Here is a 24,708-nt window from a genome sequence, read left to right as displayed (position 1 = left end):
AGCCCCATTATAATATGACATTTAGTGAAGGTTTCGTCGTGAAATGCATATTGCCAGTAAATACGAGCGCTTGTCTGAGCCAACGTTTAGTTGGCGAGTTAGCGCAGGAGTATTTACGAATCAGGCATATGCATTGAACAGAAACCGTAACGAGTCATTTATAATGGGGCTTATCGTCTGTATAGGGGCAATCCCTGTGTTTTGTATAATTATATGAAAGTATTATTTGGCCAAAATCTCAATTCCGTGCTCGGTCATAAGAAGGGTGTATTCCCACTGGGCAGATGGCTTGCCATCATCTGTACGGATCGTCCAGCCATCATCAGCATCCTGCCATACGTCAGGCACACCAAGATTGATCATCGGCTCGATCGTAAATGTCATGCTTGGAGCAATTACATAATCCTTGCCCGGCTGTCCGATATGGCTGACATACGGATCTTCATGGATATCAAGTCCCACACCATGTCCGCCGATCTCACGGACAACAGAATAGCCCTGCTCTTTGGCAAATGTATTGATCGCATATCCGATATCACCGATCGTTGAATATGGCTTACATACTTCTACTCCAAGATCCAGTGCTTTCTTTGTATCCTCTACCAGCTTCTTCCAGACCGGATCAACATCTCCGATCATGAACATACGGGATGAATCGCCAAAATATCCATTATATTTCGTTGTACAGTCAATGTTGACAATATCTCCATTTTTCAAGATTGTTTTCTCATCCGGTATACCATGACAGACAACATCGTTGATCGATATACAGACACTCTTCGGATATCCTTCATATCCAAGGCAGGCAGGTATTGCATTAATTGATTTCGTATATTCATAGATTCTTCGATCAAGCTCACCTGTAGATACTCCTTCTTTTACAAATGGAGTGATGAAATCAAGCACCTCTGTATTTACCTTGGATGCCACGCGGATTCCTTCGATCTGTTCCGGTGAACGCATCATTCTTCTCGTCGGGATCTTATATCCCTTTAGCTTCATTTCTTCCAGTTTGCTGTCGATGTTCAAATGGCAGGATTTGTATTTCTTTCCACTTCCGCACCAGCAGATATCATTTCTTCCTAGTTTCATTTTTCTACCAACCGTTTCTACTTTACGCCATAAATGTCATAATAAGCATCGATCGCAGCCTTTAACTTATCATCGATTATGACTTTTCCCTTATATTCTTTATTATATAAATGCTCTACAACCTCTGCCATTGTAACAATAGCAGTTGTCTGGATACCATATTCTTCCTGAATCTCTGTCAGTGCACTCTTCTTGCCCTGTCCACGCTCCATACGGTCAACAGAAACAACGAGTCCCATAACATCTACATCTCCCTGTGCCTTAATGATCGGCATAGTCTCCTGGATTGATGTTCCGGCTGTTGTTACATCTTCAATGATAACAACCTTATCACCATCTGAGATCGGGCTTCCGAGTAAGATCCCCTTATCTCCGTGATCCTTGATCTCTTTTCTGTTTGAGCAATATTTGATGTCTTCATCATACATTTCTGCAATTGACATGGTAGTTGCTACTGAAAGCGGAATTCCCTTGTATGCAGGTCCAAACAATACATCAAAATCAAGACCAAACGCACTGTTGATTGCTTCCGCATAGAACTCACCCAGTCTCTTTAACTGTGCCCCTGTTCTGTAAAATCCGGTATTTACAAAGAAAGGTGTTTTTCTTCCACTCTTTGTTGTAAAATCTCCAAATTTTAATACATTACAATCGATCATAAATTCAATGAATTCCTGTTTGTACTGTTCCATTTTTCTTTCATTCCTCCTTGATTTCAGACCATTTATGTACCCTTTAGTTAGGCATTTCGAACTCATTCTAGCACAAATGGTTTCGAAACACAAATGGTTAATTTTTTCTGTTCCATTTTGTATCTAATTGTTGTACAATAGCCAAAGGTCTATATTTTTCGACATACCTTTAGAACAATTCCGTCCTATATTACCATATTTACGAAAAAATATATACATTAGAAAGGAAATTTTATCAATATGAAGAAAAAAACAGCACTTTTTCTCTGTCTGATCCTGCTTATTTCCACTATCGGAACAGGATGCAGCAGCAAAAAAGACGCCATCCGATTCGGCGCGGCGGATATCGGCGGTATCTATTATACCTTTGCAAATGCTTATGCCGGTCTGGTCAACAACGATGCCCCTGATTACAGCATTGAAGCAAAGAAGACTGCCGGATCTGCGGCAAATCTACGACTGCTTGCCGACGGTTACATTGATCTCTGTATTGCACAAAATGATATGATTGACGACGCAGTAAATGGAACAGGCACATTTGCGGGGAAATCGATCAGTGGATATTCCGCTATCGCCTCTCTGTATCCGGAAGCCTGCCAGATCATTGTAAAAAAAGATTCAAACATCAAGTCTCTCGATGACCTGACCGGAAAAACCATAAGCATCGGAGCATCCGATTCCGGTACGGAACGAAATGCAAAACAGATCCTTGAGGTTGCCGGTCTGAATAACGATCTGGTCAAAACCACAAACCTTGACTATATCGATGCTGCCGAAAGCCTGGTTTCCGGTGAAATTGATGCTTTCTTTGTTACAGCAGGCATTCAGACCACGGTCATTGAAGAGCTGACAAGAACCTGTGATATCCGTTTGATCGGACTTAACGCCAGTTGTAAAAATAAGCTATTGTCTGCTTATTCGTATTACTCCGATTTTACCATTCCCGCAAATACCTATTCCGGTCAGACCGAGGATGTATCAACGGTCTGTGTGCAGGCTGTCATGCTTGCAGATAACGACTTATCGAAGGATACTGTAGAAGATCTTACGAGGCTGCTGTTTGAACATGCAAATGATCTGCAATATTCACTTTCGATCGATATGCAGTTAAATGAACAGGCAGCAACAAAGGGCATCACGATCCCATTTCACAAAGGGGCTGCTGCTTACTACAAAGAAAAAGGGATTACCGTTGATGTACGATAATTTCTGAACATAAGAAAGGGTAATTATGAAAATTCAATTAGATATGTATCAGACACTTGCGATTGCCGTCCTTGTGTTGATGCTTGGAACATTTTTGAAAAAAAGAATCTTCTTTCTGGAAAAATTCTGTATACCTTCTCCTGTTATAGGCGGACTCTTATTTGCAATTTTCACCTGCATCTGTTACAGTACGGGATTGGCAGAATTTTCCTTTGATGATACCCTACGGGAAGTCTGTATGGTATTCTTCTTTACCTCTGTAGGTTTTCAGGCAAATCTGAAGGTCTTAAAGAGCGGTGGCAAATCACTGGCGGTCTTTCTGGGACTTGTTATTGCTCTGATCGTACTTCAAAACCTACTCGCTGTCGGCATGTCCAGGATCCTTGGACTTGACCCTCTGATCGGTATGTGTACCGGATCAATCCCAATGGTCGGCGGACACGGAACCGCAGGTGCCTTCGGTCCGGTTCTGGAAGACTTTGACATATCCGGTGCAACCACAATCTGTACTGCAGCTGCAACCTTTGGTTTGATCGCCGGAAGTCTGATCGGCGGTCCACTCGGAAAACGATTGATTGAGAAGAAGAATCTGTTAGAAACGGTTGTGCCTGAAGATGACAGCCTTTTGATCGAAGAAGAAAAGAAACATGAACGTCATACAAATATGTATGCAGCCGCTGTTTTTCAATTGATCCTTGCAATAGGACTCGGAACGATATTCTCATGGTTACTGACAAAAACCGGGTTAACTTTTCCAATCTACATCGGTGCTATGATCGCAGCCGCACTGATTCGAAATATCGGTGAATATTCCGGTAAGTTCACGATTCATATGGGTGAGATCAACGACCTTGGCGGTATTGCTCTCTCCCTGTTCCTCGGTATTGCAATGATTACATTAAAACTATGGCAGCTTGCATCTCTCGCTCTTCCATTATTTATCCTGCTGACCAGTCAGGTTATTCTGATCTGTCTGTTCACATACTTTGTTGAATTCAACATCATGGGACGTGACTACGATGCTGCTGTTCTGGTTGCCGGAACCTGTGGTTTTGGAATGGGGGCAACACCAAATGCCATGGCAAATATGCAGGCGATCTGTGATAAATATTCGCCATCCGTAAAAGCCTATCTCCTGATTCCGCTTGTTGGCAGTTTATTTGCAGACTTTATCAACAGCCTTGTTATTACATTCTTCATCAACCTGTTATAAAAGGAGGATATTCTCATGTTCGGACATAGAAAAGATAAGAAAAAAGATTATAATCTGACTTACGACAATCTCGCAATTCCTGAAATTCATACGCAGTCAGACTCGGATTCGAATGACGCTGACGCTTCGAATCCTGTACATACAAAATCTTTCGAGGAGGAAGCGAACATCTCCTATGATGTGGCCATCCCGGAAGTTCATATCAGGAAGAAAAAATAAAAAACTCCCTACAGACAGCATATATATTTTATGTAGCAGACCTATCTGAACGTCGGTTCTTAACGAATCACTGTAAAGTGATGAGTTTAGCACCGCTACGTGATAACTGAGACCTTACCGAGGCTTAGCCGGGGTTAGTTCGAAGTTATACAGAGTAAGATAGAACGAAAGTGTTCTGCGAAATAAAGATATATATGTCGTCTACAGGGAGTCTTTTATTTATTCTTCTCTTTTCATATAGACCTGCTCGAAGGATTCGATATTCACAGGCTTGCTGTACAGATAGCCCTGAATATGGTTGCATCCCATTTCCTTCAGGTATTCTGCCTGTTTCTTGGTCTCTACTCCTTCCGCAATACATTCCACTCCAAGATCTGTGCACATCTCAACCAGATGTCTTAAAATCGTTCTGCTAGCTATATTCTTGTCTATATTATAAACCATACTCCGATCCAGCTTGATCACATCAAACTTCATAGAAGAAAGAATCGATACATTGGAATATTTTGTTCCAAAGTCATCCATGGCAATCCTGAAGCCTGCAGTATGCAGTTTATTTGCAATTCTGGTAACCATCTCATGTTCCATCTCACCAACAGACTCTGTAATCTCGATCTCGATCATATCCTTTGGGACTCCATAAGATTCAACAATCGCATTGATACGCTCCGGCATATCTTCTTCCAACAGAGATATTCTGGAAAAATTACAGGAGATCGGGATCAGATTATACCCTTCTTTTTTCCAACGTATAAGCATTTTACATACATTTTCAAGCACAAAGAGATCCATATACTTTATATTTCTGCTTTTTTCCAAGCGATCGATCACATTTGCGAGGTTATCCGGTTTGGCATATCTCACCAGTGCTTCCGCACCATAACAATGATCATTCGAATAATCCACCTTCGGCTGTAAATACACAAAGAACATTCCGTCTTCAATGTCTTTTTTTACAAGCTCTCTCGTTAATGTACTCCATTTATAAGAATGTTCATCCTTCTGATCGTACCACTTCTGTTTCTCCATATAGAGCATATCATACGCATGGTTTTCCATCCGCTTGATATCTTTCTCATAATCATCCCATACATATCCGATACATGCCGTAAAATCGCCAATCTTAATCTGACCTTTCAATGCACGAACCTGATCCAGAAAATCACACTGTGAAATATTCTCACAAATTACAGCAAAATCATCATCTCCAATCCGATAAATACAGGATTTCGGAAATACCTTATCTAACAGTCGGTAATAATCGATCATCAGATTATCAACAAAGAACTGTCCAAATTCATCAAATATGTTACGCACTTCATTGATATCAATAATCACTATACCCACTGATTCCAGATTCTGTCTGCGGTTTATGTAATCCATATAGCAGATACGATTATATGCTCCCGTTATACGATCATGCGTTACTTCATAATTTCGTTCTTCTGCAAGTGCCCGGCTGACAATATCATTTCCAATATACAAGGATAAAAGATTCATAAGCTTCAGGTCGCCACTGTGAAGCTGCGGATTAAAGATAATGATCCTTCCAATAATCTCAGACTTATTGTCTTTGATCGGGACAGAATACATTGACCATATCCTGTTTTCCAAAAAAAACGAATACAGATCCGAAGTTTTGTATGGGTAGTCCGGAATATGATTAATGATCAGTGCACCTTTTTTGCTCGATATACTCTGCAGTTCCCTCCGGACAGTTTCTTTATAAAAGATCTCCAGTTTTTTCCCAAACGAATTACTATTTGCTGATTTCCATTCATGATATTCACATAACTTATTGGAATCACATTCCACCAGGCAAGCATGTTTTGCGCCATAGTATTCTCCAAGTGTTTCTAACAGTTTGCTGTAATTTAAGGAATGCTCTCCTCCTGTAGAAATCTGTGTAATACTGGATACCAACGCATCCTCAATATCATAACGGTTAGAAAGAACCTGTGTTACTTTATCGGCATCAGAAATATCAACAGCCATCTCCATACGACACTTTCTTCCATGCCAGTTTACAATCCTGTCTTTTAAAACATATTCTTTTCCGTTATTGAGATTCTTATGATGCGAGATAAAACTCTTCTCCGTTGATAATAGCTTATTCGTACAGAAGCTGCACGGAAGATCCATACCCTGAAGCACCTTATAACAATGCTTGTCAATATAAGAAGTATCATCTTCAGCCAGACCGACACCAAGCTTGGCTGCCTTATTCATATATTGCAGCTTATAAGAATTCATCTCCGTTACATATACAACATCCGAGATATCATCCAACAGATAATCCTCTTCATCCGAATAACTGCTGAACTTGGAATTTAATACCGGTTTAGCTTCATCCATCTTCTCACAAAAAAGCATACAGCGGTCTTTGCCCTGCCGTTTGGAATAATATAACGCCTGATCCGCTTTATAATATAAAGAATCGAATTTCAACGACTTTGATATAGTATCAACTGCAATACCGATCGATGCCGAGTGCTCCGCCTTACATTTAATCGCACGAATTCCTTTATTAAGTGTCTTCGCAACCATGTATGCCGTATCTTCATCGACTACATCCGGAATAAACATAGAAAATTCATCTCCGCCGAGACGACCACTAAATCCACCATATGTATTTGCAACACTTTCCAGAACAACTGCTGTGTCACACAACAAATCATCCCCGGCATAATGTCCCAGTGCATCATTTACTAATTTAAAATCATCCAGATCGATCATATAGAGTGCACACAGCGTCTCATCAAATTCCGCAAGGAACCTGGATACTTTAGACACAAAGGTGCTATGATTATAAACCCCTGTAAGAGAATCTCGTTCCGCACGTAGAATCAATTCCTGACTCTGCAGCTTCTCTTCATGAATCGAATACAATTTACCTACAATCTTTTTTACCACACCATTTGTATCAGCAACGCTGACAAGCGTTGCACGATGCCAGAGATACATACCATTACCGATAAAATCGACCCTGATTTCAACGGTTTCGGTATCCTTAACAGCTGTCAATTCAGCCAATACATCTGATACCGTTTTTTTGTCTTCCGAATAGATCAACTGACACTGAGCAAGGTTTGCAGCAAAATCTTTATCATCAAAAACAGTTATGGTTCTGCCGTCCATATACTTAGATATAACCATGCTGTCATCTTCTACCGTATAGGAAAACAAGAGTTCATCACTTCCCTGCGCCACTAACTTCAGCATCTCGGTCTGTGCACTCTTTTCCAGTTCTTCTTTCTTTTTATCCGTAATATCTACACAGACAGCGCATATGGAAAAAACGCTTTTTCTTGCCGCAAGAAGCGACAGGCATACCTGCACCCAATAATATGATTCCGGATTATTTTTATTAATAAAGCGATATTCACCAATTGTCATCTTATTTGACAACAAGGTCTCCTTAATCTGTCGTTTCAGTTCTTTCCGATCTTCTTCAAATGCCAGATTGATATATTCATTTCCTTCTGTACCAAGCTGACCTTTTTTCAGGTCGAACATCTTATAAAAGCTCTCACTGATATATTCTACTGTGATCTTCTTATTTCCGATATCAAATACTCCGACACCGCCCGCCAGATTATTGAGAATAGACTCCAGCATACGGTTCTTATCCGCTAATTCCATATTTAGTTCAGAATTGATATCGGTCAGATTTTCAAGCTGCTTCGACAACTTCTTGGTATTTGTTATATCTGTAATAAGGATCTCCCCGCACATTTCTCCTTTTTCCGACTGAAATGCCCTCCCAAAACAAAATACATATATAATTTCACCATTTTTCTTTTTCAACCGATGTCCCAGATATGCTTCTCCCCGGCTCGACATCTTTGCATAGATGATCTTTGTATAATCCTCCCAATCTTCATCCAGCATAATATCCTTTACATAAAGCTGTAAGCGCTCTACATCTTCCGCGGAATAACCAAGGATCTGTTCAAATCCCTCATCTACCTTTAGAATCTTCATATCTCTGATACGTGCCTGATATCTGGAATATAAAATTTCTTCAAATTGTTTTTCCATAACCAACTAACTGCCTCCCCAATACATCCTATAAAGCAGACAACCCAATATCTTTTATTTTACACACCCAATCAACTCATTTATATCATCAATCTGATTCTCGATCAGATACTTCTCAATTCCATCTGTAATCTCCACTGTTGCATATGGATTATTGAAGTTTGCTGTGCCAACTGCAATTGCCGATGCACCTGCCATGATCATTTCGAGAGCATCCTCAGTCGTAGCGATACCGCCCATGCCTATGATCGGAAGCTTGACAGCATTTGCGACCTGATACACCATCCGTACTGCGATCGGATGGATCGCGGGACCTGATACACCGGCAGTCTTATTCTTTACAGCAAATGTACGACGCTTAACATCAATCTTCATGCCTGTAAGTGTATTAATAAGTGACAGCGCATCTGCTCCGCCTGCTTCCGCAGCTCTTGCCATCTCTGTAATATCTGTAACATTCGGACTGAGCTTCATGATCACCGGCTGCTTTGCAACCTTCTTTACTGCCTGTGTTATATCATAAAGAGCTTCCGGCTTCTGACCAAATGCAATTCCTCCCTCTTTTACATTCGGGCAGGATACATTCATCTCAAGCATATCAATATCTGTATCTGCCAGCCGTTCTACGACATCTATATAATCTTCCTTTGACTTTCCGCATACATTTACGATCACTTTTGTATCATATTTTGCAAGGAACGGAAGATCTCTTTTTATAAAAGTATCAATACCCGGATTTTGAAGTCCGATGGCATTCATCATTCCGCCATATGTCTCTGCAATTCTGGGTGTCGGATTGCCCGGCCACGGAACATTTGCCACACCCTTTGTCGTAACTGCTCCCAGACGGTTCAGATCGACAAATTCCGAATACTCCATACCTGAACCAAATGTACCGGATGCAACTGTAATTGGATTCTTCCATTCTACTCCTGCGATGTTTACCGCCATATTTACTTTACTCATTACAGTTCCACCTCCTCTGCATAAAATACAGGACCATCTGCACAGATCCTTGCATTGTGTACCTTTGAATGCTCGTCCACATTCTTTGTCTGACAGACACAGGCAAGACAGGCACCTACACCACATGCCATCTTTTCTTCCAATGAAATCTCACAACGGATATTCTGCTCTGCCGCATACTGTTTGATTCCGCGAAGCATCGGAGTCGGACCACAGGCATATATGATATCACCGGTTACCGCGCATGCTTTGATCGCATCTATTACGTTTCCCTTTGTTCCATGCATTCCATCTTCGGAAGACAGATACACGGTACCATATGGTTCAAATTCTTCATTTAAGAAAAGCTCATCCCGGTATCCAAGTACGATGGACTTCTCACAGTCCAGCTCCTTTGCAAGCTGCAGCATCGGCGGAATACCGATTCCTCCACCGATCAGAATTGCTTTTCCAGACTCCTTCATAAAGCCATTTCCAAGCGGACCAAGAATATCAACCGTATCTCCTGCCTGTAATTTTGAGAACTCATTTGTTCCCTTTCCTGCGATACGATATACCAGACGAAGCGTACCTGCTTCTTTATCAATTCCACATAAACTGATCGGTCTTGGAAGCATACGGCTTCCATCCTTTGAATATACAGAAACAAACTGGCCTGCAACCGCCTGCGATGCAATCTCTCCTGCTTTCAGGATCAGACTGTATATATCTGTTGCTATACAGGTCTGGCTCACAACCTCTGCTGTTATCTTTACTTTTCCCATGTATCTATGTCCTCCCGTGATCTCTTCCATATGATCTGTACGCCTCCACTATCACCACACATCGTGTACTGCATACTGTTTTTTGATAAATCCGATATTTATAATACGCTGTTGATATCTTCGATCATATCAACAACTGCCTGACGGGAAGCATCTGCATAATTTGCTTCGCCAAATGAAGCATATTTCTCCTGCTTGTATGCTGCAATGATTCCTCTGGATGAATTTACGATCGCACCAAGTCCGTCTTCATTGAAATAATGTACCAGATCAGCAGCCTTACCGCCCTGTGCTCCGTAGCCCGGAACAAGAATAAATGACTTCGGCATGATCTTACGAAGTACCTTACCCATCTCTGGATACGTTGCTCCTACAACAGCACCGACACTGCTGTAACCGCTCTCACCGATCGTATCTTTGCCCCATTCATTAACCATAGCGCCAACCAGCTCATATAACGGCTTGCCATCGATCAGACGATCCTGGAATTCACCGGATGAAGGATTTGATGTCTTGACCAGTACAAAGATTCCCTTCTTCTCTTCCTTACATACATCTACAAAAGGCTTGATTCCATCGGTACCAAGATATGGATTTACAGTTGCAAAATCTTCACCAAATACGGAATATGTCTTACTTCCGACCGCAACCTTTCCAAGATGTCCGACTGCATATGCTGCAGATGTTGATCCGATATCGCCTCTTTTAATATCTGCGATCACAACCAGATCCTTTGACTTACAATAATCAACCGTCTTCTGGAATACCTTTAAACCCTCGATACCAAACTGCTCATACATAGCAATCTGCGGCTTAACAGCAGGGATCAGATCATGAACTGCGTCCACAATACCCTTATTGTACTGCCAGATGGCTTCCGCTGCACCCTCTAAAGTCTCACCATATTCATCAAATGCTGTCTTCTTTATATATTCCGGCACATAGGAAAGCATCGGATCCAGTCCAACAACGATCGGTGCCTTTGTCTCTTTGATTTTTTTTACTAATTTGTCTATCATGTCTTTTCTCCCTTATATATAAAAATTTATTGTTCACAAAAATAGCTTCCAAGTATCTTAAATGTCTCTGTTTCATTTATCAACTGGAATACAAGTGCCTGGATCTCTTTCTGAAGCAGGTTTCCGTTTAACTCGATATAAAACCGATAATTCCATTCTCCTCCACGGAACGGCACCGAATGGATCTCGGTCAGATTCACGCCATAATCGGATATCATCGATAACACACTCGCCAGACTTCCGCTCTTATTCTTACAGACAAAGACGATCTTTAACCGGTTATGCTCCGGCAGAACTACCAGTTGTTTTCCGAATGTAACGACCTTCTTCCGGTGTCCCTCGTCCAATACCTCATCGCACCTGTAAATATAGAAATCATTCATGGTAAGTGCCTCATGCAGCGAATCCGACACACCATAGCTGATATCCTCAAATATACCCATTCCGGCATCTGCTTCATCCTTCCGGATCAGCTCCATGACCTGTTCATAATCACTGACCGTATTTACCAGATCTCTGGAATAACCCTGACATATGTAAAGTTCGTGCTTCAGCATGGCAAGCTTCTTTACCTCAGGCTCCTCAGTCACAAACGATACATCCAGACAATTACGAAGTTCTAATGTTCTCCCATACTGATACTTTCTGCTGACCTCCATAATACGCTTGATCAGTGCCGTATATTCTTTCTTGATGCTGTCGTCTACATCCCCGGTCAGCTTCGTTATGATTGCTTCTTCCCGATCCGGCTTATATATAGCATCCTCTGATTCTGTCTTTACCCTTGCGACCTGATCTGCAAGCATCATTCGTTCCTTAAACAGCGACTTGATCTGTTTATCAACCATGTCGATCTGCTTTCTAACTTCCTCTAATGTCATTTCTCCGGCTCCTTTTGGCATAACATATATTCAATAATATAGCATTTTTTCAGCATGAAGTAAACCACTGCACACGGAAATGATCGAAGTCCTGCGTCAGTTTTTCAAAACGGAACAAATAGCAGGGCGACAAATGCTGCAACCAACAGCACTCCCAAAAGTACTCCACAAATGATCTTCCATTTCGTATTCTTAGACAAAATCATACATATTAGAACAATCAACACTCCTGCCATATCGATCCCGACATCGATCATTCTTCCGCTCCTGCCCGGAACCAATAACTGATGCATCTCATCCGAACATGCATATAATAACGAAATTAAGACCGCTATACTTCTGTTATAGAATCTGCTCTGGCTCATGGATATCTTCACCGTTGCCAGATATGAAAGTAAGAACAGGATCGCATATTCTGTCATATGTGCAGCCTTTCTTATAACAAGCTCCAGAATATCCTGTAGATTCTGCATCTCCTGTGCCGGATCCTGCCGTACCTTTTCCAAGAGATTTGTTATAAACAAACTTATCTTCCCACTCTGTCCGGAAGATTCCTGTCCTGTCTTTCCTGACATATAGAATATAAATATCATCCATATGATAACCGGAATCAGATACAGGAAACGTTTTTTACTGTCTGCTGTATTCTGCTTTCTTTTTCCTGATGATGCCTTGCTGTTTGCAGATTTGTCTGTATTTTTATTTGCTTTTCTATTTGTTGTTCTTGATCCGCCTGAATTTTTAGCTTTATTTATATTTGTGGATTTTACTTTATTTGTTGAATTATTCTTCTGCATCTCTGTCTAAATCCTTTTCTGATATGTTCATTCGACTCATTCTTTATTCTTTTACCTTACTGTTCTTTCATCTTGCCATTTCTTCTCCCGTGTTTTTCCAAAATAATTTACTCTGGTCAAATTATCCAAAAAATAATATTCAGACATCTCGCATACCTTTATAATAGCTGCTTTTTTTCAGCAGATTTCACATTGTCAAAAACTGGCGGATTTGATAAAATTTCAAAAGAGCGTAACTTGTATTCTATTGTACTACAAAAAGAAGATTTTTGCTCACAAAAACAAAAATGGGAGGACATTACATGTTTAAAAACAATTCAAAAAGAAAGAGACTTTCAGATCTCCTTATTCCCGGCATTATATTCGCAGTCATTGGTGCTGTATTTGCCTTTCAGGGGATTCGTGATTACAACAATCTGAACGGCGATCTTCTCAATCTAAATACTGCATCAGTAAGCGATCTGGCTGATGGCAAATACGTAGAGATCAATGTTGAATATGCCAATTATTCATTCTGTGAAAATGTCGAAACTACCAATTACGTATTCAAAAGAACTACAGAACAATATTATCTGATCAATGCACTTGAAAATAATGATTACTATCTCGGACTGAATGTCGCAGAATCGAAGAAAGATGATCTCGAAAAATTATCGGACTATACCTGGTATCATTCAGATACCAATCCGGGACCATTGCACTATACCGGAAAGCTATGCAAATCAAACAATGAAATCATGGGTTATATGAGAGATTTTGTCTATGATATGTATGCATCCTCTTATGACATCACCCTTACCTCTGAAGACAAAACACTATTGGATTCCTATATTCAGCCATACTACATCAAGGTCATGACAAAAGAAAGATGCCGCACGTCTATTATCATAGGACTTGTATTCTTGGTCATCGGAATCCTGCTCGCCGTATTTGCTTTCATCAGACATAAAAATATGGTCTATACACCAGAAATTCCATCAGCACCTTATCCGGATGCATATGGTGATCCAAATACTCCTAATATGAATACCGGTATAAACTATACAGATTCCGGCGTACAAAATCCGGGTATGAACTATACTGGTTCAGGCGCACAGAATCCGGGTATGAATGATACATACAGCCCTTATAATGGAACAATGCAGTACGATGATCAGGCATATGCAAATACAAATCCTGAAACCTCTGAGCCAACCACTCCATTCTCAAACACAGATGGCACAAATACAGATACTGCAAGTGGCTTAGATCCTAACACCTTCAACGGCAATGGTAATTCATCTTTTAAATTAAAAGATTAATCAATATTATAAATATAATCTCTATATTTAAAAGAAAAATTCAATAGAAAATTAATATCGAACGAACTTCTAAAAGAGGTTGATTCCGTATAATAAAAAATCCGACTGTCAAAAAATTCTGACAACCGGATTTTTTTATTAGAGTGTATTATATATTTACTTCATAATTATTTTGCCGTGCCATTTCTCATGCACGCTCATTCATAGAATGATTAACCGAAGTATCTCTTTAAGAGACCTTCAAATGCCTTTCCATGTCTTGCCTCATCTCTTGCCATCTCATGAACAGTGTCATGGATTGCATCCAGATTCAGTGCCTTTGCACGTTTTGCAAGATCTGTCTTACCGGCAGTTGCACCATGCTCTGCTTCTACTCTCATCTCAAGGTTCTTCTTTGTTGAATCTGTAACTACTTCACCAAGAAGCTCTGCAAACTTAGCTGCATGCTCTGCTTCTTCATAAGCTGCTTTCTCCCAGTAATTACCAATCTCAGGATAGCCTTCTCTGAATGCTACACGAGCCATTGCAAGGTACATACCAACTTCTGAACATTCGCCCTGGAAGTTTGCTCTTAAATCTTCCATGATATCTTCCGGTGCACCCTGTGCTACACCTACAACATGCTCAGATGCCCATGTCTTATCATCACTCTGTTTGATGAACTTCTCAGCAGGTGCCTTACATACAGGGCACTGTGCAGGAGCTTCTTCTCCTTCATATACATATCCACATACACTACATACAAACTTTGCCATAATTAAAATCTCCTTTGCTTTTTTCTATTATTTGTTCTTATTGAGAAACGTTATCAATTTCTATAATTCTATTTTACACACTTTTTGATAAATGTCAATAGTTATTAGGAATGATTCTCAATTATTTTTTTATCAACCTTTGTTCCGGCTATTCTTATTCTGTAAGATGCTGTTTATCTGTGTTCTCCAAGGAAGAACAATGCCAGTGTTCCCGGACCCGAATGTGCTCCGATCACCGGACCGACATAGGATATCGTGATCCTGTCATTGCCGAATCTCTCTTTAATAATAGAAGCAAGTTTCTCTGCATCTTCTATACAATCACCATGACTGATAAAAATATCCTGGTCTTCCGGATGTACCGCCAGCTTCTCCATCCGATTTACAAGTTCTGTGATTGCTGATTTCCGTCCTCTGACCTTACTTACATTGATCAGATGTCCCTCGTCGTCCACATGCAGGATCGGCTTGATCGACAGCATCGTTCCAACCGTTGCTGTCACACCTGATATACGGCCTCCTCTTTTTAAAAAGAAAAGATCGTCTACTGTAAACCAATGGCATAGCTTTAACTTGATATCTTCTATATACTGTGCATTCTCCTCCAGACTTTTTCCTGCATCTTTTGCCTGACATGCTTTGTATACCAAAAGTCCCTGTCCCATAGATGCCGCAAGGGTATCAACACTGATCATCTTTCGTTCCGGATACTCCTCCATTAATTCCTGACCGGCCATATACACGGTCTGATAAGTAGAACTAAGTCCGGATGAAAAGCCCAGATATAAGATATCTTTCTTCTGATTAAATAAAGCTTCTATCGTCTCCGATGCCTGCGAGATATTCGCTGCAGAAGTCTTGATATTTGCCCCATTCCTTAATTTGCTATATACTTTCCCAATATCTGCCTGATCATTATGAAAGCTTCCCTCCCCCTCAACAATAAAATCAAGCTGTAAGATCTCCAGTTGATATTTCTTCACGATATCATCCGGCAGATCACAGGATGAATCTGTCAATATAACATAATCATTCATTTTAACATCCTCCATTACCTTTTTATGGCAAATATGGTTTTTAAAACCACATGATATATTTTACCAAATCGCTATGTAAAGTATACCACACCTTATAAACAGGCACAACAAAAAGGTGCTGACATATAATCTCTTCTGATATATATATCAACACCTTTTCATTAATTCTATATTTTAATTATCTGTATGTTACCATTAAAGACTCTGTAAGTCCTGTACTCTTCTGATACATAGTAACGAACACATCTGCATATTTCTTGTTCAATGTGATTTTCTTGGAAAAACTGGATTTATTTACATCGTAATGTTTACTCTTACCATTATATACACTTACTGATTTAATCGTCCAACCCTTTTTAGCCTTTATGTTCAGTGCCTTCTTTGATACTTTTTTTGAAATGTAGATATAATCATTTTTCGCAAATTTCGAAGTATATTTCTTGCTTCCAATCTTGATTGAACTTACAGGATTGGTATATTTCTTTACAGTAAATGTAGTTTTCAGCTTAACACCCTTTACTGTACATGTAATAGTTGCCTTACCTGCCTTCTTTCCATAGTCTACACGAATATATCCGTCTTTTGCCGATACCTTCATATCTTTGTTTGAACATTTTAACTTTTTGATCTGAGATGCCTTTGTACATCCCATAATACTGATAACACCAGCTACCTGAGTTACACGATCCGGCTTATAGGAAACAACTCTGTCACTATACGGGTTAATATACACAGTCTTACTGGTTGCGGCACTTACATCCTTCATGCTTGTTGCAGGTACTGCTAATAATGTGAATACCATTGCAAGAGCTAAAAATGCAGCTAATAATCTTTTTGTTGCTTTTTTCATTTTTTCTACTACCTCCATAAAATCATCTTTTATCCGGCGGCATTCTGACCTCTCGTCTGTATGCCCCAAATTTAGTTTTATCTTATACTATTTTCCATTTTTTTGCAATAGGATCAACGCATTTTAATCCTAAATTAATGTACCCTATTCATCTTCTCCATACCATTTAAAGAAACGTTTTGCATACTTCTCTGCCTTGTTCCTTGAGAAATTAAATCCACGGATCGCACCTTTTTCTTTATAGGTATCCCGGATTCCATTAAAATACCATTCCATTCTGTCATACGAGAAGCCCTTGATATCCTTATAATTATTATATTTGTTATAATAATCGTCGTATTGGTAGTTATCGTAGTCGTAGTAGTTATCGTACTCGTAGTAATCATCATCCTGTCCCGTCATATAGTTATCTACGATGAACTCATATACTTCTTCCGCTCCGTCTGCACCGAGTGATGTCACATATCGGAAATCCACTTCCTTTGGATCCTGATTTTCCAGATTATATCTGGCAACCAGATAAGCCGGGCGAAGGAATGATACGATGATATATACAGTAACGATCACAAACATCGAATAACGCACCAGTGGAAAACGGTCAGCATAGATTCTGACGATCACGCCTGCAAGCACCACAGCAAGAACAGCCAGTGCTGCAAATACCAGAATCCTCATATAAGTAAGATCATATGCTTTGATATACATTGTCATACGAAGTGCCGAAGATGCGATCATCACGTAGGTACAAGCCGACATAATAGTCAGTACGATATTAAGCACCGTACTTTTACTGAAAATTGCATGACAGATCAATACCAGTATCACATTCAGCACCGATACGAACATAAGCTGGAAGAATCCCTGTCTGGCATATTCCGCATAAGTCATATCATCCGGCAGTGACATATTATTTGTAAACAGATATAGGATCTGGATCACTGAGAATAACAGATATACCAGGGTAAGAAGCCCCATTGCCGTGATCGCAATGATAGGTTCATGTGTTCCTTCTTTTGTCTGTCTGTGATGTCTGCTTCCAAACGGTGCTGACACAATGATACCATATGTAAATAATAACGCCGCAAATGCAAATACAAGAAACCAGATTGCATCCCATGACAGGAAAATATTTCCAAGTAATGTTTCAACTGCATCTCCAAAGATCTGATCTGCACTGGAAAGCAGGCTGATCATTACGAACAACAACGGAATCGCAACGACAACACCGATCAGAATATAGACAAATTTCGCACGTTTTCTTGCATTTTCATGTTCTCTGTTATATTGTCTGTAGTCTGAGAAAAAACGGTCAAAACAGGTAAACGGCTCCGCCATCTTCTCGATAACCGTAAGCCCATATTCGACAAATCCCATGTTTTTAAGATCATCAAAATACCGGAGAAGCCCTGCACACACAAGGAATAAAATGCAAAGATGATCCAAAACTATCAAAAATGAATCATCGGTCCTGCAAACTGATACCCCAAGCAAAAGGATACCTGCATAATGCGGAATCAGCTTCGTCTGCTTTCCCAAAAGTTTCCCAAAAGATAACGATTCTCCGTCATTTACCGGCAGATTCTTCTCATGGCGCATGATACTGAAGCTCATAAACAAAACGGTCATAACCGCCATGAATACAGCACAGATACTTGCATAATTTCGATACATCAGCACACTGTAGATCATGGCATAACCAAACGCAAAACCGCCAAAAATCTCAAACCGTTCGGGCGATACCCCCGGTCTTGATCTTCTCGGCTTATAATCGTAATTTGACTGCCATCCAAAATTTGGCGGTGTGTTAAAATTCTGCTGTCCTCCAAAGTTTGGCGGCACGTTATTATAATTCTGTTGTTCACCGAAGTTTGGCGGCACGTTATTATAATTCTGTTGTCCTCCGAAGTTTGGTGGCACGTTATTATAATTTGGCTGTCCGTCATAATTCGGTGGTGTTCTATTTATATCCATATTAAGTTACCTCCCATTCCATCCTGTAACAAAAAACCTACATCCATAGTTTCATGTTACCTGTTTTTTGTCAAGTAAATATTTCTTAACAACCGATTCTCTTTTTAATAACCAACTCTCTTCGCCAATCCTACTGTCTGAGATCTGTGTACATACCAAACAATAAAAAGATACAGATCATTAATCGAAATAATAAAATATCCCCGAGTAATGAAGCATAAATTTTGAACGTATCATCACCCGGGGGTATATTATAATATTATGAGCATAACTCACATCTGTTATCTATACTTTTACAAATTGCAGATTTCCTTTACACTTGATACAAGAATATCCAGACCCTTTACCAACTGATCATCTGGAATCGTAAGTGCAGGCATTAATTTCACTACATCATTATCGCGACCTGCGCGTTCAATGATAAGTCCCTTCTCAAAGCATCTGTTAGCGATCGCAAGTGCCGTCTTTCCATCAGCAACCTGAATACCCCAGATAAGACCGATTCCGCGAATCTGAACCGCATCCCCCTGCAAATTATCATTAAAGTATGTTCTGACAATTTCCTCTTTACGTTTTACTTCTGCTTCTACATTATTTTCAAGCATATACTGAAGACCGTATCTGGCAGCAACCATAGAGAGCTGATTTCCACGGAAGGTTCCATTATGCTCGCCCGGTGCCCATATATCCAGTTCCGGTTTGAACATTGTAAGCGCAAATGGCATACCATATCCACCGATTGATTTGGACATTACGACCATATCCGGTACGATTCCTGCACGTTCAAATGAGAAGAAAGTGCCGGTTCTTGCACAGCCAACCTGAATATCGTCAACGATCAGAAGGATACCATATTTATCACATAATTCTCTGACAGCCTTTAAGTATTCAACCGAGAATACCTGAACACCGCCCTCTGCCTGAACGGTCTCAATAAATAAAGCCGCCGGCTTCTCAACGCCTGAATGGTCATCTGTCAGTAACGTCTCCATATATTTGATCGTATCAAATTCAGGAAACATATATGGTGCAGGAATATGTGTAACATCGTTTAAACATACACCGCCTCCTTTTCTGCTTCCGGAATCACTGGTAAGAGCCAGAGCTCCGAGTGTCATTCCATGGAAGCAACCCATAAGTGCCCAGATCTGATTTGTCTTTTTAACTTTTCTTGCAAGTTTTAATGCTGCTTCAACTGCATTTGTTCCTGTCGGGCCGGGGAACATGATCTTATAATTCAAGCCTCGCTTCTGAAGAACTTCTTCCTCAAAATAACGGATAAATTCTTCCTTTGGCTCTGTCATCATATCAAGAGAATGGATAATGCCATCATTTGCAAGATAATCGATCAGCTTTCCTTTAATAAAATCATTGTTATGACCATAATTTACCGCTCCCGCTCCACAAAAGAAATCAATATAATCTGTACCATCCGTACTGGTAATGATCGATCCCTTTGCTTTTGTAAAGATTGCAGGAAAACTTCTGCAATATGATCTTACCTCTGATTCGTATGTTTCAAATACCTCTTTACCATTCATTGTCTTTGTGCCTCCTTAGCTGTTAAGACTCTTATTCGTATCTCAACTTTTCATCTTCAAATTCTGAAAGCCTCTGTCTGTACGCCTTCATAATGACTTCTTCATATGCAAGCTTTGGTTCCTTGATTCCAAGAAGTGTCATCAGATATTTAACAAATAACGGATTTAATACAAGAAACGGTCCTACCGTATAAGTACCGAAGAAATTGTTTCTCTTTAATCCTTCTGTCTGTACACCCGGATGAAGTCCATCACCACGGATCACATCATAAAAATAACTGTTTGAATTATCTCCATAGGAATGACTGAACTGTGCTTTAAATCCTACCAGTTTGATATCTTCATATTTCCCGAGGATCAATGAATTATAACGATGCATCATATCTCTCTTCGCATAAGTATCAAAGAAGCCCAGTCCGGTTATCTTACTTCCATCTTCATTCTCAATGTACATTTCCATGATTTCCATGGCATTACCCGTGAATAAAAATACTGTTCCTGCATCAATCTGTGCTGCAAGCTCTTCCTTATACGGCATTAATGCTTCTATCGCCAGCTCCTGCTGGTTCTCTGTCATGGAACCCATATATACAAAATCCGCTCCGCCATCCGCAAACGCCGGTTTGTCATGCAGTCCAGTGTAGATCACCTCTGCATCAGGAATGCATGATTTCAGATAATTAACATTCTGCAGCTCTCCAAAAAGATTGGCAAATTCACCATAAAGAACTTCGATCTTAATACCTGTTCCCATTTTTCTATGCCTCCTTTTCGTTTATATACTGCTTAACACTGTCTCTGAGTTTCATAGCCGTATCTGCTGCATATAACTCATGAAGTATATAGATACTGTCTGTATCATTTAATTCCAGAAGTTTATAAGCACCTTCTTCATCAGAAGTCTCTTTTAACTTCTCTTCAGGCACACCTGCCATCATCAGACGAAGTTTATAATCTGTTGTACGGACACCCGCAATAACAATATTTGTAATATTCGGCTGATTTAAGAATTCAAAATCGCAGTCAAAAATCCATGTCATGTTTTCGGATGAACCCCGTCTGTCAAAGATATCATCCAATAACAAGATGATCTCTTTCTTACCCGGTTCCTTTGCTACATACTCAAATACACAGGAGCATGCGATCGGATTCTGACCTTTCGCCATATGGGTAATTACATTAATGCCCTTTACAGATTCCTTTGAGTAACGAGACTCTACAATATTCAGATTGTCAAATGATTTCTGAACCTGTTCTTCTGTAAGTCCGGCTTCCCGAAGTGTCGTAATCGCTGTTAACTGGTTATACAGATTAAAGATGCTGTTGCTTACCATATGGTAATTTTCTGTATTATCTCCATGTGCAACAGCCATAACATTTTTATCAAAATCAAGCTCTGCCTTATAATCTCCAACCGGTGATGCATAGCCACAAAATTCACACTTTGCATTTCCGATGTGATGATATCTGACGTAGTTATATTTCAATTTGTGATGACATTTTGGACAGATTCTCATATCATTGATCAGATTAATGCTCTCTTCCCTGTCCGAAGGCAGTCTGTTGATTGAAAAATATGTTTTTTTATTTTTCTCTCCAAGGTTACAACTGATCAGATCATCTGCATTTAATATCAAATGAGATTCTTCCGGCAGACTGCTGTTTATAATATTGAATATAAATTCCGGATTAGCATTTCTGTGAATGGAATCACGGAACAGATTCGTACATACTGCAAATGTCGGCTTTATATATGGATATATCAGTTTTGAGCTTCTCTCATCGATTTCAAATACTGCAATCTTTTTCTTTGTTTTTCCTGAAAGCTTGCTTTCAGCGATCAGGGCACTTGCAACTCCGGCATTAATATTTGATCCGGCACGATTACTTAAGACATCGTAACCATTTTTTTCCAGTGCATCAATGATCATATTACATACTGTAGTCTTACCATTTGTACCTGTAACACTGATGATCGTCTCCGGCTTTTCTATTCTTCCAAGGAAATCAGGACAAAGCTTGATCGCCAGCTTTCCCGGAAAATAACTTGCGTTCATCTTCAACATTCTCTGCATGGTTCTTGCCAGCTTACTCATGAACAAAGCAAAGAAGAACCTTACATTCTTTTTATACATCTAGCTACCTCGTTTCGTATCTGTAAATTATCATTAGTATGTCCATTTAAGCCACATATAATATAACCACTTATTCAAAAATATGTCAATCAATTTGAACTATTTATTCGGTTTATTTCGCCAACACCCTCTTTTACTTAAAAATGGCATCTGCCGGATCAGGCAGATGCCAACTTGTTTTTTTCAATATCGAGGGTTTCTTTTATTCTTCCTCATTTACCTGAGAAAGCTTGGCTGCCTGGTCTGCTGCGATCAGACTGTCGATAATCTCATTCAGATCACCGTTTAAGATCTGTTCCAGCTTATACAAGGTGAGTTTGATTCTGTGATCGGTTACACGGCCTTCCGGGAAGTTATAAGTACGAATCTTCTCTGAACGATCTCCGGTTCCGATCTGGCTCTTACGGTCTGCAGCTTCTGCATCATGCTGCTTCTGAAGCTCCATATCATACAGTTTGGAACGGAGCAGCGCAAATGCCTTTGCCTTATTCTGAAGCTGGGACTTCTCGGTCTGGCTGTAAATTACGATACCGGTTGGTATATGTGTCAGACGAACGGCTGAATCTGTTGTATTGACACACTGACCACCGTTACCGGATGCTCGCATAACATCGATACGGATATCATTTTCATTGATCTCTACATCAACTTCCTCTGCTTCTGGCATAACTGCAACTGTTACAGTTGAGGTATGGATTCTTCCGCCAGACTCTGTCTTCGGGATTCTCTGTACACGGTGAACTCCACTCTCATATTTCATCTTGGAATATGCACCATCACCTGTGATCATGAATACCGCTTCCTTGAAACCACCGATTCCATTCTCATTTACACTCATCAGTTCTACTTTCCATTTGAACTGATCAACGTATTTCTGATACATTCTGTAGATCTCATATGCAAATAATGCGGCTTCATCTCCGCCTGCACCTGCACGGATCTCGACGATAACATTCTTGGAATCGTTCGGATCTTTTGGAAGAAGCAGAATCTTTAATTCATTTTCCGTCTTTTCTACTGTTGCCTTTGCTTCATTTAATTCTTCCTTCGCCATTTCACGAAGCTCTTCATCATTTTCTTCTTCAAGCATAAGCAGACTGTCTTCGATCGTCTGCTTTGCATCCTTATATTCTTTATATTTCTCGACGATAGGAGTCAGTTCGCTCTGCTCCTTCATTAATTTACGGAACTTGTTCTGATCAGATACGATGTCCGGATCCGTCAACTGGTTATTTAATGTATCAAGTCTGTCTACCAAATCTTCTAATTTATCAAACATAATAATCCTCCTGTAACACATAGGGGCGTTCTTTGCCGATATGTCTTTTCTGCTGTTCAACCTTGTTTCTAAGCTTTTCTTCCAATTACAACTCTGTCATTTCCTGCGAGGTCTTTCACTACGCGTACATCTTCAAAATGCTTATCTACAAGGAGCTGCTGCACATCATGTGCCTGATGATTACCAATTTCAAATAAAATATATCCTTTTTCATTTAAATAACTCTCCGCATTCTCTATAATTGCTCTGTAAAACTTCAATCCGTCCGCATCGCCGTCCAATGCCAGCCTCGGCTCATAATCCCGAACCTCCGGCATCAATCCGTCAATCACTTTGCTCTCTATATATGGTGGGTTGGACAGGATCATATCATATCTTTTATCTATCTTATCAAATAAATCTGATTTTATAACAGTATAATCAGATACTTCTAATCGTTTCGCATTTTTTGTCGTAAGTGCGATCGCGGAATCTGAGATATCACACAGATCTATATGAATATCCTGATTCATAAGTGCTACCGACAATCCGATGCACCCGGAACCACAGCACATATCCAGCACAGACATCTTATCAGAATGTATGTCCTGAATCAAGCGGTTTGCCTGTTCCACCAGAACTTCTGTGTCAAATCTTGGAATCAGTACATCCGGTGCAGTCTCAAAATCATACCCCATAAAGCACTGTATGCCTGTTATATATTGTAACGGAATACGTTTTGACCTTTTATCGATCAACGCTTCATAGGAAGAACGGATCGTTTCGGTAACATCTTCCTGCCGGTTCATAATATATGCCATCTTATCCTGCTTTGATACAAAGAGCCATAATAACTCTGCATCGATATCTGCATCCGGCACATTATGTTCGTTCAGTTTTTCTTTTCCTGCTGTTACAAGCTGATACTGAGTCATACGTCTATTCCCTTTTACATTCACTGGCATCATTT

21 protein-coding genes are annotated in these 24,708 nt (G+C 40.0%); 4 read left to right on the top strand and 17 right to left on the bottom strand.

What is annotated here, in order from left to right; genetic code table 11:
* Positions 1-222: 222 nt before the first annotated feature.
* Together GT641_RS09740 and pyrE are read right to left on the bottom strand one after the other, a co-directional pair.
* A complete protein-coding gene (locus tag GT641_RS09740) occupies positions 223-1,092 on the bottom strand; it encodes a methionyl aminopeptidase (protein WP_008400640.1) in 870 nt (289 codons plus the stop codon).
* A gap of 17 nt (positions 1,093-1,109) precedes the next feature.
* On the bottom strand, positions 1,110-1,784 hold the full coding sequence (pyrE, locus tag GT641_RS09735; protein WP_044944879.1) for an orotate phosphoribosyltransferase: 675 nt from the start codon (positions 1,782-1,784) through the stop codon (positions 1,110-1,112).
* Positions 1,785-2,024: 240 nt separating this feature from the next.
* On the opposite strand from pyrE, the gene GT641_RS09730 reads away from it, so the two are divergent.
* The 3 genes from GT641_RS09730 to GT641_RS09720 are packed head-to-tail and all read left to right on the top strand — an operon-like array spanning position 2,025 to position 4,422.
* The gene (locus GT641_RS09730) at positions 2,025-2,990 is read left to right on the top strand and encodes a TAXI family TRAP transporter solute-binding subunit (protein ID WP_008400637.1); all 966 of its coding nucleotides are present in this window, start codon (positions 2,025-2,027) and stop codon (positions 2,988-2,990) included.
* Between the two features lie 25 nt (positions 2,991-3,015).
* Positions 3,016-4,203: a sodium/glutamate symporter gene (gene gltS / locus GT641_RS09725; protein ID WP_008400636.1), complete on the top strand. Its 1,188-nt coding sequence runs from the start codon at positions 3,016-3,018 to the stop codon at positions 4,201-4,203.
* Positions 4,204-4,218: 15 nt separating this feature from the next.
* Positions 4,219-4,422, top strand: a complete 204-nt coding sequence (locus tag GT641_RS09720; RefSeq protein ID WP_008400634.1) for a hypothetical protein — start codon at positions 4,219-4,221, stop codon at positions 4,420-4,422.
* 219 nt (positions 4,423-4,641) lie between these two features.
* Here GT641_RS09720 and GT641_RS09715 read toward each other — a convergent pair whose 3' ends face one another.
* The 6 genes from GT641_RS09715 to GT641_RS09690 form a co-directional block, all read right to left on the bottom strand.
* Positions 4,642-8,463, bottom strand: coding sequence for an EAL domain-containing protein (locus tag GT641_RS09715; RefSeq protein WP_161117412.1), 3,822 nt, complete (start codon positions 8,461-8,463; stop codon positions 4,642-4,644).
* Between the two features lie 54 nt (positions 8,464-8,517).
* Positions 8,518-9,429 carry a dihydroorotate dehydrogenase gene (locus GT641_RS09710; protein ID WP_008400631.1) on the bottom strand — a complete coding sequence of 304 codons (912 nt, stop codon included), beginning with the start codon at positions 9,427-9,429 and terminating at the stop codon, positions 8,518-8,520.
* Positions 9,429-10,193, bottom strand: coding sequence for a dihydroorotate dehydrogenase electron transfer subunit (locus GT641_RS09705; protein ID WP_161117411.1), 765 nt, complete (start codon positions 10,191-10,193; stop codon positions 9,429-9,431). Before GT641_RS09705 ends, GT641_RS09710 begins: the two co-directional genes overlap by 1 nt.
* Positions 10,194-10,291: 98 nt before the next feature.
* Positions 10,292-11,212, bottom strand: a complete 921-nt coding sequence (gene pyrF / locus GT641_RS09700; protein ID WP_008400628.1) for an orotidine-5'-phosphate decarboxylase — start codon at positions 11,210-11,212, stop codon at positions 10,292-10,294.
* A gap of 26 nt (positions 11,213-11,238) precedes the next feature.
* Positions 11,239-12,093: a chorismate mutase gene (locus GT641_RS09695; protein WP_161117410.1), complete on the bottom strand. Its 855-nt coding sequence runs from the start codon at positions 12,091-12,093 to the stop codon at positions 11,239-11,241.
* Positions 12,094-12,197: 104 nt separating this feature from the next.
* Positions 12,198-12,890 carry a VanZ family protein gene (locus tag GT641_RS09690; protein WP_161117409.1) on the bottom strand — a complete coding sequence of 231 codons (693 nt, stop codon included), beginning with the start codon at positions 12,888-12,890 and terminating at the stop codon, positions 12,198-12,200.
* Between the two features lie 302 nt (positions 12,891-13,192).
* Here GT641_RS09690 and GT641_RS09685 point away from each other — a divergent pair, with 302 nt between their 5' ends.
* Positions 13,193-14,191 (top strand): DUF6709 family protein, encoded by a 999-nt coding sequence (locus GT641_RS09685; protein WP_161117408.1) that lies wholly within the window; start codon positions 13,193-13,195, stop codon positions 14,189-14,191.
* Between the two features lie 212 nt (positions 14,192-14,403).
* On the opposite strand, the gene GT641_RS09680 is transcribed toward GT641_RS09685, so the two are convergent.
* From GT641_RS09680 to prmC, 9 genes are all read right to left on the bottom strand, one after another.
* The gene (locus GT641_RS09680) at positions 14,404-14,946 is read right to left on the bottom strand and encodes an NADH peroxidase (RefSeq protein WP_008400622.1); all 543 of its coding nucleotides are present in this window, start codon (positions 14,944-14,946) and stop codon (positions 14,404-14,406) included.
* Between the two features lie 173 nt (positions 14,947-15,119).
* On the bottom strand, positions 15,120-15,983 hold the full coding sequence (locus GT641_RS09675) for a DegV family protein (RefSeq protein WP_161117407.1): 864 nt from the start codon (positions 15,981-15,983) through the stop codon (positions 15,120-15,122).
* A gap of 178 nt (positions 15,984-16,161) precedes the next feature.
* A complete protein-coding gene (locus tag GT641_RS09670; protein WP_161117406.1) occupies positions 16,162-16,833 on the bottom strand; it encodes a hypothetical protein in 672 nt (223 codons plus the stop codon).
* Positions 16,834-16,977: 144 nt separating this feature from the next.
* Complete coding sequence (locus GT641_RS09665) at positions 16,978-18,804, bottom strand: DUF4153 domain-containing protein (RefSeq protein WP_161117405.1); 1,827 nt, start codon at positions 18,802-18,804, stop codon at positions 16,978-16,980.
* A 293-nt stretch (positions 18,805-19,097) separates the two neighbouring features.
* Entirely contained in the window at positions 19,098-20,345 is a 1,248-nt protein-coding gene (gene ectB / locus GT641_RS09660; RefSeq protein WP_008400615.1) for a diaminobutyrate--2-oxoglutarate transaminase, read from the bottom strand.
* Between the two features lie 31 nt (positions 20,346-20,376).
* Positions 20,377-21,099 (bottom strand): hypothetical protein, encoded by a 723-nt coding sequence (locus GT641_RS09655; protein WP_008400614.1) that lies wholly within the window; start codon positions 21,097-21,099, stop codon positions 20,377-20,379.
* A gap of 4 nt (positions 21,100-21,103) precedes the next feature.
* Positions 21,104-22,480 carry a Mur ligase family protein gene (locus GT641_RS09650; RefSeq protein ID WP_161117404.1) on the bottom strand — a complete coding sequence of 459 codons (1,377 nt, stop codon included), beginning with the start codon at positions 22,478-22,480 and terminating at the stop codon, positions 21,104-21,106.
* A gap of 202 nt (positions 22,481-22,682) precedes the next feature.
* A complete protein-coding gene (gene prfA, locus GT641_RS09645; RefSeq protein ID WP_008400612.1) occupies positions 22,683-23,759 on the bottom strand; it encodes a peptide chain release factor 1 in 1,077 nt (358 codons plus the stop codon).
* 68 nt (positions 23,760-23,827) lie between these two features.
* Entirely contained in the window at positions 23,828-24,706 is an 879-nt protein-coding gene (prmC, locus tag GT641_RS09640; RefSeq protein WP_161117403.1) for a peptide chain release factor N(5)-glutamine methyltransferase, read from the bottom strand.
* Between the last annotated feature and the right edge of the window lie 2 nt (positions 24,707-24,708).

It is taken from the genome of Clostridium sp. BIOML-A1 (genome assembly GCF_009874105.1).
Taxonomy (GTDB): Bacteria; Bacillota; Clostridia; order Lachnospirales; family Lachnospiraceae; genus Coprococcus.
Note: the sequence above shows the minus strand (reverse complement) of the source record. Positions and strands in the feature narration are given on the sequence as shown.